This is a genomic window from Mesorhizobium sp. B2-4-6 (assembly GCF_006442775.1).
Classification (GTDB): domain Bacteria; phylum Pseudomonadota; class Alphaproteobacteria; order Rhizobiales; family Rhizobiaceae; genus Mesorhizobium.
Genome location: NZ_VFVI01000016.1, coordinates 26,274 through 39,104 on the forward strand (window position 1 = coordinate 26,274; position 12,831 = coordinate 39,104).

11 protein-coding genes are annotated in these 12,831 nt (G+C 63.7%); 2 read left to right on the forward strand and 9 right to left on the reverse strand.

The annotated features are described in order from the left end of the window. Positions 1–147: 147 nt before the first annotated feature. Positions 148–1,947: a YbaL family putative K(+) efflux transporter gene (ybaL, locus tag FJ957_RS28425; protein WP_181180748.1), complete on the forward strand. Its 1,800-nt coding sequence runs from the start codon at positions 148–150 to the stop codon at positions 1,945–1,947. Positions 1,948–1,953: 6 nt separating this feature from the next. Here ybaL and FJ957_RS28430 read toward each other — a convergent pair whose 3' ends face one another. Then, complete coding sequence (locus tag FJ957_RS28430; RefSeq protein ID WP_140836132.1) at positions 1,954–2,760, reverse strand: helix-turn-helix transcriptional regulator; 807 nt, start codon at positions 2,758–2,760, stop codon at positions 1,954–1,956. Positions 2,761–2,884: 124 nt separating this feature from the next. Here FJ957_RS28430 and FJ957_RS28435 point away from each other — a divergent pair, with 124 nt between their 5' ends. Next, on the forward strand, positions 2,885–3,805 hold the full coding sequence (locus FJ957_RS28435; RefSeq protein ID WP_140836133.1) for a zinc-binding dehydrogenase: 921 nt from the start codon (positions 2,885–2,887) through the stop codon (positions 3,803–3,805). Positions 3,806–3,817: 12 nt separating this feature from the next. On the opposite strand, the gene FJ957_RS28440 is transcribed toward FJ957_RS28435, so the two are convergent. The 8 genes from FJ957_RS28440 to FJ957_RS28475 all read right to left on the reverse strand — a co-directional run bounded on the left by FJ957_RS28440 (position 3,818) and on the right by FJ957_RS28475 (position 12,542). After that, the gene (locus tag FJ957_RS28440) at positions 3,818–4,627 is read right to left on the reverse strand and encodes a hypothetical protein (protein WP_140836134.1); all 810 of its coding nucleotides are present in this window, start codon (positions 4,625–4,627) and stop codon (positions 3,818–3,820) included. Continuing rightward, a complete protein-coding gene (locus tag FJ957_RS28445) occupies positions 4,624–5,373 on the reverse strand; it encodes an SDR family oxidoreductase (RefSeq protein ID WP_140644591.1) in 750 nt (249 codons plus the stop codon). Before FJ957_RS28445 ends, FJ957_RS28440 begins: the two co-directional genes overlap by 4 nt. Positions 5,374–5,438: 65 nt before the next feature. After that, entirely contained in the window at positions 5,439–7,700 is a 2,262-nt protein-coding gene (locus tag FJ957_RS28450; RefSeq protein ID WP_140836135.1) for a transglycosylase domain-containing protein, read from the reverse strand. Positions 7,701–7,944: 244 nt separating this feature from the next. Beyond that, on the reverse strand, positions 7,945–9,912 hold the full coding sequence (locus FJ957_RS28455) for an acyltransferase family protein (RefSeq protein WP_181180749.1): 1,968 nt from the start codon (positions 9,910–9,912) through the stop codon (positions 7,945–7,947). A gap of 50 nt (positions 9,913–9,962) precedes the next feature. Beyond that, complete coding sequence (locus FJ957_RS28460) at positions 9,963–10,109, reverse strand: hypothetical protein (RefSeq protein ID WP_140836137.1); 147 nt, start codon at positions 10,107–10,109, stop codon at positions 9,963–9,965. Between the two features lie 48 nt (positions 10,110–10,157). Further along, positions 10,158–10,358, reverse strand: coding sequence for a hypothetical protein (locus FJ957_RS28465; RefSeq protein ID WP_140836138.1), 201 nt, complete (start codon positions 10,356–10,358; stop codon positions 10,158–10,160). 82 nt (positions 10,359–10,440) lie between these two features. After that, entirely contained in the window at positions 10,441–11,064 is a 624-nt protein-coding gene (locus FJ957_RS28470; RefSeq protein ID WP_140836139.1) for a ribonuclease D, read from the reverse strand. A 92-nt stretch (positions 11,065–11,156) separates the two neighbouring features. Continuing rightward, entirely contained in the window at positions 11,157–12,542 is a 1,386-nt protein-coding gene (locus FJ957_RS28475) for a M20/M25/M40 family metallo-hydrolase (protein WP_140836140.1), read from the reverse strand. Between the last annotated feature and the right edge of the window lie 289 nt (positions 12,543–12,831).

A 12,831-nucleotide genomic window follows, 5' to 3' on the forward strand; every position in this document is an offset into this window, starting at 1 on the left:
CGGCGCGGTGCCGATTTTCCGGCGCGCGCCGTTACGATTCTGCGTGGCGGTGGTTGCATCATCGCCGCTCTGTCCACCATATTGCCGAAGGCGACGGCCTCGGCGCCCATCCGACATCGCGATTTTTCGAAAGGCGCTCCATAGACAATGCCGCATGACACGCCTCTTATCGCCACCATCGTCGCCGGTCTGGGGCTTGCTTTTGTCTTCGGTGCTTTAGCCAACCGGTTCCGCATCCCGCCGCTTGTCGGCTATCTTGTTGCCGGCGTCCTGGTCGGTCCGAACACGCCCGGCTTCGTGGCCGATGCTAGCTTGGCCAACGAGTTGGCCGAAATCGGCGTCATCCTTCTGATGTTCGGCGTCGGCTTGCATTTTTCGCTGAAGGACCTTCTGTCCGTCCGCGCCATTGCGGTGCCGGGCGCCATCGTGCAGATCGGTTTTGCCACCTTGCTTGGCGCCGGGCTTGCCTGGCTGCTCGGTTGGTCGCTGGGCGCCGGCCTGGTCTTCGGCCTCGCGCTTTCGGTCGCCTCGACAGTGGTGCTTTTGCGCGCACTTCAGGAGCGGCGGCTGATCGAGACCGAACGCGGCCGCATCGCCGTCGGCTGGCTGATCGTCGAGGATCTCGCCATGGTGCTGGCGCTGGTGCTTTTGCCGGCACTCGCCGGCGTGCTTGGCGGCCAGCCGCAGGCCGATGACCATGCGAGCCTGCTCTCGCTGCCCGCCAGCTATGGCATATGGGGCGTGGTCGGCATCACGCTCGCCAAGGTCGCCGCCTTCGTCGTCGTCATGCTGGTGGTCGGCCGCAGGGTCATTCCCTGGATCCTGCACTACGTCGCCCATACCGGCTCGCGCGAACTGTTCCGGCTCGCCGTGCTGGCCATAGCGCTCGGCGTCGCCTTCGGCGCGGCGAAGCTGTTCGGCGTCTCACTGGCGCTCGGTGCCTTCTTCGCCGGCATGATCATGAGCGAATCCGAGCTCAGCCACCGCGCGGCGGAAGAATCGCTGCCGCTGCGCGACGCCTTCTCGGTGCTGTTCTTCGTCTCGGTCGGCATGCTGTTCGACCCGTTCAGCCTGATCAGCAACGGCCTGCCTATCCTCGCCACCTTGGCCATCATCGTCATCGGCAAGTCGATCGCTGCGTTCGTCATCGTCATTGTCTTCCGCTACCCGATCGCCACCGCGCTGATGATTTCGGCGAGCCTTGCCCAGATCGGCGAATTCTCCTTCATTCTGGCCGAGCTTGGCGTCGGCCTGAAACTGTTGCCAGAGCAGGGCCGCGACCTGATCCTGGCCGGCGCCATCCTGTCGATCCTGCTCAATCCGCTGATGTTCCTGATCGTGGACTGGATGAAACCCTGGCTGGAAAAGCGTGCCGGCAAGGATTCCGCGCCGGCCGTGGAGCAGCGACCAATCGGCCCGGCGACCGAGCCCGGCCAGGTCGCTTCGGTGTCGGCCCCGGGCAAGGAAGACGGCCCGCCGCCGAAAACGGCGCTTGCCGGCCATTCCATCCTGATCGGCTATGGCCGCGTCGGCAGCCTGGTGGGCGCGGCGCTGAAGGAAGCCGCCCTGCCCTTCCTGGTCATCGAGGATGCCGACAAGACGCTGGCGAAGCTGCGGGACGACGGCGTCGAAACCGTCGCCGGCAACGCTGCCAATGCGGACGTCTTCTCGGCCGCCAATCCGGAAGGCGCAAAGCGGCTGATCCTCGCCATCCCCAACGCCTTCGAGGCGGGGCAGGTCGTGCTTCGGGCGCGGGCCGCCAATCCGGCGATCAACGTCATTGCCCGCGCTCATTCCGACGCCGAGGTCGAGCATCTGAAAGGCCTCGGCGCCGACACCGTCATCATGGGCGAACGCGAGATCGCCCGCGGCATCGTCGAGGTGGTGACCGGCAAGACCGTCGATCGGGCCGGGCCTGCCATGGAGATCAACCCGCAGCCCGCTTGATTGGCATCACGCCACGAACGCAGAGCCGCCGTTTTGCGCGATATCGCTGAGATATTTGGCCGGCGGCTTGCCCAGCGCCTTCTTGAACATGGTGATGAAGGCGGTGACGGATTCGTAGCCGAGATCGCCCGACACCTGCTGCACGCTGGCGCCGGCGGACAGTTCCCTGAGCGCCACGATCAGGTGCAGTTGCTGGCGCCAGCGCCCGAAACTTAAGCCCGTCTCCTTCACCACGAGACGCGCCAGGCTGCTTTCGCTGAGCGCGACGCGGTCTGCCCAATCGGCCAAGGTGCTGCGATCGGCGGGGGCGTCCGCCAACGCTTCGGCGATCCGTCGCAACCGGGGCTCGGCCGAGATCGGCAGGTGCAACTGCTGAACCGGCATAAGCGGCAGCTCGGCAAGCAGGACCTTTCCCAGGAAATCGCATCTCGGCTCGTCCGGCGCGCACTCCGATAGCTCGATGATCAGCTCGCGCAGTAGCGGCGAGATCGAAAGCGTGCAGCACCGATCCGGCAGGTCGGCGGCGCCCGGCTCGATATAAACGAAGAAAATCCGCGCATTCGCCGTCGCGATGTTGCTGTGTTCCATGCGGCTCGGCACCCACACCCCGCAATGCGGTGGCACCATCCAAAGCCCGCTCGGAACGCGGCAGGTGACGCCGCCGCCGAGCGCGAAGACGAGCTGCCCTTTGCGATGCCAATGCGCCGGCACCTCGGCCTTGGTCCCCGTGACATCGACGCCAATGGCGATCGCCGGCGCGGCCACGTCATCGACGTCGAAATCCAGCCAAGGCCAGTGGAGCGGTTGTCTCATATCTGACGTCTTTTAGCGATCATTTAGCTTTATCTCTAAATTCAACAGCCGCGAAAGTCGATAGGTTTCGAGTTGTTTCCGTCGCAATCGATCGCGGCGCTCGAGCGTTATTCAAGGTGGCCCCATGCTTGCTCTCGCTATCTCTTCAGACAGTCCGAACAGGCTGAAGCTCGTTGAAATTGATGAGCCAAGCTGCAATACGAATGAAGCATTGGTGGTTGTTCATGCAACATCATTGAATCGTGGTGAGCTGCGCCTGCTCGGCATACGTCCGGAAGGCTGGATACCTGGCCAGGACATCGTCGGCATTGTCGAGCGCGCGGCGGCCGATGGTTCAGGCTCGGCCGCGGGCACGCGCGTTGCCGCCTTGGTCGACGAGGCCGGCTGGGCCGGGCGCGTCGCCGTTCCGACCGACCGCCTTGCCGTCCTGCCGGACGTGGTCAACTTCGCCGACGCAGCCACGCTCCCGGTGGCGGGCACGACGGCGCTGAGAACTTTGCGCCATGGCGGCGATCTCGCCGGCCAGCGTGTCCTGATCACCGGCGCGAGCGGCGCGGTCGGCCGCTTCCAGATCCAGATCGCCCGCGAGCAAGGCGCTTCGGTGACGGCGGTCGCTTCGGCCCGGCACCACGATGATCTTCGCGATCTGGGCGCCGGGCAGGTCGTCGAGTCGATCGAACTGGCCGGGGGACTATTTTCATTGATCACCGAGTCGGTCGGCGGCAAAAGCCTCGCCGACGCGATCGAGCATATCGCGCCCGGCGGGACCATCGTCATGTTCGGCTCGAGCAGCGGCGAGCTCACGCCGATCGGATTCCGCCAGTTCGTTCCAGGCCACGAGGGCGCAAGGCTCCAGACTTTCGCCTATTACACATCCGGTTCAGCCATCGGCGCCGACATCGCCGCGCTGCTTGGCTTGGTCGCCGCCGGCCGGCTGGAGACCCGCGTGGCGATGACCGTGCCATGGACGGACATCGGCAAGGCCCTGGACGCGCTGCGGCAGCGCAGCTTCAGCGGCAAGGCCGTTCTCACCATGGCCAGATGAGCCGACTGCGGTCTATCGCTTCACAACAGTAAGATCGGCTTCTATCAGCCGCTTCCTGATACTTTGAACGTCGGGCGACGGAACGTTCCATTGCCATGTTACAGCCGAAACCTTCCGTAAGACGCCAAATGAATTTTCTTCAATCCAGTTTTCCAAGTATTTGCCATCGATCTGGCGGTTCAGGTGGCCTTCTGACAGCAGATTGAAGGGAAACAGATCGCGAATTTTTTGGTCCAACTGCCGCCGAGCGCTTTCAGCTCGGAAAATTGGGCCGAAGGCGAAAGACTGCTCTTTCATTTCAGGTGGAGGGCCATAAACCGTCTTGTCCACGGTAGCGAAACGGGAAGATGCCGACCCTCGCGCAAATGCCCTCGGCCCCCAAAAGTACGGCATCGACAAACCGATCCCGTAAACAGGTTGCAACTCCTCGCAAACCAATCTGGTGATCCTCTGGAATGTACCGTTGAAATCCGTGACCGCCGCCTTGTCGATATGGATTTCGAAGCATCGGAAACTCTCGGGAGAGCAGGCAATTTCTATTGCAAAATCCGAGAGTGTATCGACACCCCTCTTCCAGAGGTAACTCAGCGCTTGCCATTCCTGCTTTCGGAGCACATCGCGCTTTACGAAGTTGCGAAAGAGATAGTCCTTGCTGGTTTTCGCGCCGACGACGGTTGCGATATCTGGTGCTAAGCCGATAATTCCGGCGATCTTATCCAGTATGTCGCGCGCTCGGCGTATATCGAGCTCTGCGGCCCACTCATAGATGACGAGCGACCCAACGATGTTGGTTTCTGTGTAACGCTCGAAACCCTGACTCACACGTGCTGGCCGCCATTGATGTGTATTTCCGAGCCGGTGACGTAGGACGCCTGGCCTGAGCACAGGAAGAAGATGATGTCGGCGACTTCCGAGGTGGCACCAAGCCTTCTCAGCGGGATCGTCTCGACGATCTTGTCGGTGCCGGGCGACAGGATCGCGGTGTCGATCTCGCCCGGCGCGATCGCGTTGACGCGGATGCCGTGCGGACCGAAATCATGCGCCATCTCGCGCGTTAGCGAGCCGAGCGCCGCTTTCGATGTGGCATAGGCCGTGCCGGCGAAAGGATGCACGCGGGTGCCTGCGATCGAGGTGACGTTGACGATCGAGCCTTTGGCGGCGGCGAGCTCCTTGAACAGGCCTCTGGCCAGCATGATCGGCGCAAAGAAATTGACTTGGAACACGTCGCGCCAGACATGCATCGGCGTCTCGATTGAATCCATGCGCCTGCCGTCTTTCAGCTTCGGCGAGATGCCGGCATTGTTGACCAGCGCGTGCAACTGTCCGCCATGCGCCTCCAGCCGGTGGCGGATTTCCGAGACGGCGATGCCGACATCCTCCTGGTCGGCGAGGTCGACCTTGATGTGGTCCTCGGGGCCGGCCGGCCACGGGCAATCCTCGGCGAAAGCCTGGCGCGAGCAGGTGATGACGCGCCAGCCCTCGCGCGAAAAGCGCTTCACGGTCGCATGGCCGATCCCCCGGCTGGCGCCGGTGAGCACGATGGTTTTTCTGCTGTCGGTCTCGGCCATGGCTTGATCTCCGGCCGGACATGTAGCCGAAGGCGCTTGCCATTACGAGAGGGCGAGTTGCCGCTTCAACCGCCGCCCAGGATATCGAGGATCGAAGTCTGCCGCTTCTTGGTCGGTCCGCCGACATTGCCGGGCGGCACCGGATGCTTGATCGAGGCGGTCGATCCGCTGTCGCTTGGCATGTCGAAGCCGTTCGCATCGACGGTCTGGGCCGGGCGCGCCTGACGTACCGGCGCTGGCGCCGGAGCGACCGGCTGTGACTGGCCGATGGCCGCGGGCGGCGCTGGCGGCTGCGAGGCGTCCGCCGACGGGATCTCGTCCGGCACGATCGTATCGGACGGCGTCGACTTCCAGGTGCCGGGCAGCGGCCTGACCGGCACGCCTTCATGCGCGGCCACCATGAATTCGTGCCAGGCCTGCGCCGGCAGGGCGCCGCCGGTGACCTTCTTCATGGGGCTGCCGTCGTCATTGCCGAACCACACGCCCGTGGTGAGATTGGCGGTGTAGCCGACGAACCAGGCATCGCGCGAATTCTGGCTGGTGCCGGTCTTGCCGGCCGACGGCCAGTTGAAGGCCGCCTTCCTGGCGGTGCCGACCTCGACGGTGCCCGTCATCATCGAGTTCATCATGCCGACGATATCGGCCTTGATGACGCGCGGCGCGCCGCCGCCGCTGTTCTCGTAGAGCACCTTGCCGTTGGCGGTGGTGATGCGCTGGATGAAGTGGATGTCCGGCTTGTAGCCGCCATTGGCGAAAGGCACATAGGCCGAGGTCAGTTCCAGCGGCGTCACCTCCGAGGTGCCGAGCGCGATCGAGGTGTTGGCCTGCAGGTCCGACTGGATGCCCATGCGATGCGCAGCTTCCACCACGGCGTCGGGGCCGACTTCCATGGTGAGCTGGGCCGCCACCGAGTTGAGCGACTTGGCCAAAGCTGTCGCCAGCGTCACCTTGCCGTAATATTTGCCGCCGTAATTGTCCGGCGTCCATTTGCCGATCTTGATCGGCGCGTCGTTGCGGATGCTGTCAGGCGTGCGGCCGGCTTCCAGCGCCGCCATATAGACGAAGGGCTTGAAGGCCGAGCCCGGCTGCCGGCGCGCTTCCGAGGCGCGGTCGAACTGGCTGGTCGAATAATCATAGCCGCCGACCATCGCGCGCACCGCGCCGGAATCGTCGATCGACACCAGCGCGCCTTGCGTGACGTTGAGCTTCTTGCCGCTCTCGTCGATCAGCCGGCGGATCGACTGTTCGGCAAGCTTCTGCAGGTTGAGGTCGACCGTGGTGTTGATGACGATGTCGCTGCGCACGTCGCCGATGAGGTCCGGGAGTTCGTCCATCACCGTATCGGCGACATAGTTTTCCGAGCCGGTCCAGTAGGACGGCGCGCGCGTCGCCGGCGCGCTCAGCGCCGTCTTGTATTCCTTGTCGCTGATCTTGCCGGTCTCGCGCATGGCCGCGAGCACGAGCTGCGCCCGCTCCTCGGCCGCCTTCGGGTCGCGCGCCGGCGAAAGCTTGGACGGCGCCTTCAGCAGGCCCGCCAGCAACGCGGCTTCCGAAAGCGTCACGTCGCGCGCGCTCTTGCCGAAATAGCGCCGCGAGGCCGCCTCCACGCCATAGGCGCCCGAGCCGAAATAGACCCGGTTGAGGTACATTTCGAGGATCTGATCCTTGCTGTGCTTGTGCTCGAGCCACAGCGCGAGCAGCACTTCCTGGACCTTGCGCTCCAGCGTGCGGTCCGGCGTCAGGAACAGGTTCTTCGCCAGTTGCTGCGTCAGCGTCGAGCCGCCCTGCGAGAAATGGCCGCCAAGCAGATTGGCGACCATGGCGCGCGACAGGCCGATCGGGTCGATGCCGAAATGCGAATAGAAGCGCCGGTCCTCGATGGCGACCACGGCCTCGGGGATATAGGGCGACATTTCGTGCAGGCCGACGGCCTCGCCGCCAGACGCACCGCGATTGGCGATCAGCGCGCCATCGACCGAGACGATCTTGATGTTCGGCGCACGGTCCGGGACCGACCACGTCGTCGCCGCCGGCATCTTGGCGCCGTAATAGACGACGATGCCTGCCGTCGCGATACCGCCCCATATGCAGAGCACGAAGCACCAGTAGACAAGCCGCGTGGCGATACCGAGCAGCCCGCGCCGATTGCGATCGCGACCACGTCCGCGGCCGCGCGATTTCGCCTTGGCGGACCTGCCTTTCGAAGCGGATTTACGACTGCCCGGCACGACGCGATCCTCCTCGCTCACCGAAAAGCCTTCGGAGGATTTCGCGCGCGGCGATCCCTCGAAGCTCGGTTCGATGCGACTGTCTCTGCGGTTCGCCATGCGCTCTTGCTTGCCTGCCCCGGTGCCGATGGCGTTCGGGTTGAAGACTAGATGCGGCGGTTTAAAGGCGGGTTAAAGCAGGGTTTATGCAGCCTTTTGAAAACCCTTAGGATTTTCGGAATCCGGCTGTCTCAGTATCGTTCTAATGCATGTCGCGCAAAAGTGTGCAGCGGTTTTGCGATAATGACATGCATGAAAACAAGCCTTTAGGCCGGCAGGACGCCGTTTGCTGGCAGACACTCGCCTAAAGTCCCGCTGCCTTGGCCAGATAGGGCGCCAGCGCCAGCGCATAGGTGGCCGTGAGATGATGGTTGTCGCGCAAAACGACGATGTTGCCGACCACCGCCGGGCAATTGTCCTTGCCGCATAGCGCATCGTTCATGTCGACCACGGTTACCCCCCGCACGGACTGGGCGGCAAGCGCGTAGATGTTTTCCCGTTCGACCTCGTTGCGCGGATTGACGCATTTGCCGGGATCGGTTCTGAGGCAATCGCGCGGATCGAACAGGCTGAAAGGCGTGTTGCGGATGGCGACGACGCGCACGCCCTGGCTTGTGAGCTCGCTCCAGACGCTGCGCAGCCCCTCGATCATCGCGTCCTGCGCAACGCTGGTGTAGTTGCTCTGGCTGGTGAACACGAGATCGGGCTTCAGTTTCGCAATTTCGGCGAGAACTTTCTCCCGCCACAGCGCGCATTGTTCATACGGCTTGCCGTCGTCGAGGATGGTGACCCGGGTCACCGGGCAGGCCGCCTTGGTGAAGGTGACGAGCTTCCATTTTCTGTCCTTGGCTATTTTGTCGACTGCCGGCACCCATTGCGCGGCGTGGGAATCGCCCATTACGACGATGGTCCTCGTCCCCGTCGGGTCCCCGAGCTGGCAACCCGTCGCGTCGATGCCCTTCTGCTCCTGATGACATTTCAACCTGTAGATGACTGGCACGTCGCTGCCGATCTTACTCAAGGGGGGCAGCGGCTTGACGCCCTGGGGGACGACGGCATTCGCCAGCAAGGCCGCGGGTCCCGGATAATTCGGCGTCCCGATCACGCTGGTGTCGATGGGCTGCCGGTCGATGACATAGACGAGTCCGCCGGCCACCGCCACGCACAACCCCACCGCCAGCGTGCCGTCGATCAGCGGCCGCCATGCCAGCGACGAGCGCGAATGGCGATAGGGCTGTTCGACGAAGCGGTAGGAGAGACCGGAAACAGCCAGGGTGGCGATGATGATGAGAACGCCATCGACCAGGCCGATCGGGCCGCGCTGCGCCACATAGAATATGATCAGCGGCCAATGCCACAGATAGATCGAATAGGAGCGATCGCCGATATAGCGCAGCGCGGCGGTATCCAAGCCGCGGAAGCGGCCCATGCGCACGCTGCCGGCCGCAATGACCAGCGCGGCGCCGAGCGTCGGCAGCAGCGCCTTGAAGCCTGGAAAATCGGTCGACCTTGAAAACAGCACCGCCGATGCCAGCGCCGCCAGCAGGCCGGCGACAGCCATCACCTTCCTCATATGCGCGCTCGGACGGAACCGATCGAGGGTCAGTGCCAGCAATCCCCCAAGGGCCAGCTCCCAGACCCGGGTGTGGGTGACGAAATAGGCCCATGCCGGATCGGATCGGGTGAGGGCGACGGAAGCCGCGAGCGAGCCCGCCAGGACCACGCCGAGCACGAAGGTGAGCATTTGCACGGGTGAATATCCGCGGCGCCTGGCCCACCACAGCGCCGCGATCATCAGCACCGGCCAGACGATGTAGAACTGCTCCTCGATCGACAGCGACCAGAAATGCTGGACGGGGCTCGGCGCGTCCTCGGCGCCGAGATAATCCACGGCCTGCTCGGCAAGCCGCCAGTTCTGCACGTAGAGCGCGCTTGCGATCACCTGCCTGGCGGTTTCTTCCCACCATGCGTCCGACACGAACAGCAGCGTTCCCGCGAGCGTGACGAAGAGCGCGACGATCGCCGCCGGCAGCAATCGCCTGACCCGGCGCGTATAGAAGCCGGCAAGCGAGATGCCGCTATCGCTCAGAGCCATGCGCGTAAGCAGGCCGGTGATCAGGAAGCCGGAGATGACGAAGAAGATGTCGACCCCGACATAGCCGCCGGGAAGTGCTGCCGGCCAGATATGGAAGATCACCACAAAGGCTACGGCGAGCCCGCGCAGCCCCTGTATCTCCGGCCGAAATCCCCCCGGCGCAATGTCGTCTCGCAAAGCCAGTCTAGCCCCTCACGGCGCCAGCCACTTCCGGCTGGCCACCGTGGTCAATTCTGCTGGATCGAAATGCCCTTGTCGTCGATCTTGAGCTCGACGCCTTTCGGCTTGGTCTGCTCGCGATAGACATAGATGCCGAGCGCGATGACCACCGCGACCAGCGCCCCGATGATAAGATAGAGCGTGTTCTGCCTCATTGCGTCCCCTTGTTTCGGTCGAGGCCCGCCTTGAAGCCTGCACGCAGCCTACTGGTCGTCGTCATTTGATGCTGGACGCCAGCTCGTCGGATCGACCTTCTTTTGCGTGTCGCTGTCGGTGTAGACCCACCACCCTCCGTCGCGATACTGACCTATGGATTCGTTGACGACGCCGTCGCCGTCCTTCCACAGGATGGTGACCTTCGAGCCGTCCTTCGGCGCGCTTTCTATCGGTTTGCGCTCTGCCATGTCACTCCCTCCATGAACCGGCCCCGCCGCGAACCGGCCCTCCATAGACCGGCATGAACGTCCCTGGACGCGCCGGGTTCCGTCAGCTGTGCGCGAAGATGTCTTCCTCGGCCCAACCCATCAGGTCGAGCTTGGCGCGCGTCGGCAGGAAACGGAAGCAGGCGTCCGCCTCCTTTGTGCGGTTTTCGCGCGCCAGGCGCGCGCCCAGCACCTCATGCAGCCTGTGCAGGTAGAGCACGTCCGAGGCGGCATATTCGAGCTGTTCGGGCGAGAGCGTTTCGGCCGCCCAGTCGGAGGATTGCTGCGCCTTGGAAAGGCCGATGCCGAGCAGTTCGTTGCAGAGATCCTTCAGCCCGTGACGATCGGTATAGGTGCGGGTGAGCCGCGAGGCGATCTTGGTGCAGAACACCGGCTCGGCCATCACACCAAAGGTGTGGTAGAGCACGGCGATGTCGAACCGGCCGTAGTGAAACAGCTTGGTGATTGTGTTGTTTCTCAACAGGCTGGCGAGGTTCGGCGCCTCTTTCTGGCCTGGAGCGATCTGGATGACGTCGGCGCTGCCGTCGCCAGGCGATATCTGCACCACGCAGAGCCGGTCGCGATGCGGGTTGAGCCCCAGCGTTTCCGTGTCGATGGCCACTGCCCCGACGTTGTAGCGGGTAAGGTCCGGCAGATCGTTTTTATGGAAACGGATGTCGACGGTCATTCTCTTCTCCGGGTCGGCTTAACCCGTCCTCGCCGCGATCCGGAGAAAAATCAACAAAAAGTTGAATGTCACGTCTTTCGTGAAACCGCGCCTTAGCGCGTCAGCGCGTCGAGGATGCGCGCCCATGACCGCTGCCCCTTGTGGAAGGAGGTCAGCTCGTATTTCTCGTTCGGCGAGTGGATGCGGTCGTCGTCGAGGCCGAAGCCGACCAGCAGCGATTCCATGCCGAGATAGGTCTGGAAGTCGCCCACCACCGGGATCGAGCCGCCGCCGCCGGTGGTCACGGCCTGCCGCTCCCACTCGTCCGACAGCGCATCCTTGGCCTTGGTCAGGAACGGCGAGTCATAGGAAAGCTGGATCGCCGGCGAGCCGCCATGCGGGTGGAATTCTACCGAGCAGTCGCCGGGGATGCGCTCGCGCGCGAAGGCCTGGAAGGCGGCGCGGATCTTCTTCGGATCCTGCTTGTGAACGAGCCGGAACGACACTTTCGCCGACGCTTCCGCCGCGATCACCGTCTTGAAGCCCTTGCCGGTATAGCCGCCGATGATGCCGTTGAATTCCGCGGTCGGCCGCGCCCAGGTGAGCTCGAGCACCGAGCGCCCTTTTTCGCCGGCCGGTATGGAGAGACCGACCGGTCCGAGGAAGGTCTCGGCCGTTTCGCCGAGCCCTTCCCAGGATTTCAGCACTTGCGAGGGCGTCTCCTCGACACCGTCATAGAAGCCCGGAATGGTGACATGGCCGTCCTTGTCGTGGATGTCGGCTAGTATCTTCGCCAGGATGCGGATCGGATTGGCGGCCGGCCCGCCATAGAGGCCTGAATGCAGGTCGCGGTTGGCCGCCTTGACGGTGATCTCCTCGCCGACCATGCCGCGCAGCGACACGCAGATCGACGGCGTCTCGCGGTTCCACATGCTGGTGTCGCAGACCAGCGCGAAATCCGCCTTCAGCTCGGCGGCGTTGGCTTCCAGGAACGGCTTCAGCGACGGCGAGCCGGATTCTTCCTCGCCCTCGAACAGGATGGTGACGCGGCACGGCAGATTGCCATGCACCTGCTTCCAGGCGCGACAGGCCTCGACGAAGGTCATCAGCTGCCCCTTGTCGTCGGCCGAGCCGCGCCCGGTGATCACCTTGCGGTCGGGCTCGATCTCCTTGATCGACGGCGCGAACGGATCGGTTTCCCACAATTCGATCGGATCGACCGGCTGCACGTCGTAATGGCCGTAGAACAGCACATGCGGAGAGCCTGCCGGTCCTTCGTGATGCGCCACCACCATCGGGTGTCCGGGCGTGTCGCGCACGCTTGCGTCGAAGCCGATCAGCTTGAGCTCGGCCACCAGCCATTCGGCCCCCTTGCGGCAATCGGCGGCAAAGGCCGGATCGGTGGAGATCGACTTGATGCCGAGCAGGCCGAACAGCCGTTCAAGGCTCTGGTCGAGGTTCTGATCGAGACGGTCGAGGACGGGGGAGAGTCTGGACATTGGGGGCCTTTCGATTTTTGTGGCAGACCCTAAAGGGCGATGCGGAAAACGAAAAGCCGTGATCGTTGGACCAAGCGGGAAAGGCTTGCCTGGAGGCAAAAAAGAACCGCCGTGGTGGAGGGGGAACCACGGCGGTCTTTACTCGAAACGATGCGGCAGCCCGGAGAGGGGGGATAGGCTGCCGCAGTTTGCCCGGGATAGGCGGGGGACGGGCCTTACTCCGGACTTCGGCGAAAACTGCCGATGACGTGTATTTGGGTCTGTGAACGTGGCGATTCAAGGGCACGAA

What these genes read in the sequence shown, in the direction of transcription:
- ybaL (WP_181180748.1), top strand. Translation starts at nt 148, where the DNA reads ATGCCGCATGACACGCCTCTTATCGCCACCATCGTCGCCGGTCTGGGG.
- FJ957_RS28430 (WP_140836132.1), bottom strand. Translation starts at nt 2,760, where the DNA reads ATGAGACAACCGCTCCACTGGCCTTGGCTGGATTTCGACGTCGATGAC.
- FJ957_RS28435 (WP_140836133.1), top strand. Translation starts at nt 2,885, where the DNA reads ATGCTTGCTCTCGCTATCTCTTCAGACAGTCCGAACAGGCTGAAGCTC.
- FJ957_RS28445 (WP_140644591.1), bottom strand. Translation starts at nt 5,373, where the DNA reads ATGGCCGAGACCGACAGCAGAAAAACCATCGTGCTCACCGGCGCCAGC.
- FJ957_RS28450 (WP_140836135.1), bottom strand. Translation starts at nt 7,700, where the DNA reads ATGGCGAACCGCAGAGACAGTCGCATCGAACCGAGCTTCGAGGGATCG.
- FJ957_RS28460 (WP_140836137.1), bottom strand. Translation starts at nt 10,109, where the DNA reads ATGAGGCAGAACACGCTCTATCTTATCATCGGGGCGCTGGTCGCGGTG.
- FJ957_RS28465 (WP_140836138.1), bottom strand. Translation starts at nt 10,358, where the DNA reads ATGGCAGAGCGCAAACCGATAGAAAGCGCGCCGAAGGACGGCTCGAAG.
- FJ957_RS28470 (WP_140836139.1), bottom strand. Translation starts at nt 11,064, where the DNA reads ATGACCGTCGACATCCGTTTCCATAAAAACGATCTGCCGGACCTTACC.
- FJ957_RS28475 (WP_140836140.1), bottom strand. Translation starts at nt 12,542, where the DNA reads ATGTCCAGACTCTCCCCCGTCCTCGACCGTCTCGATCAGAACCTCGAC.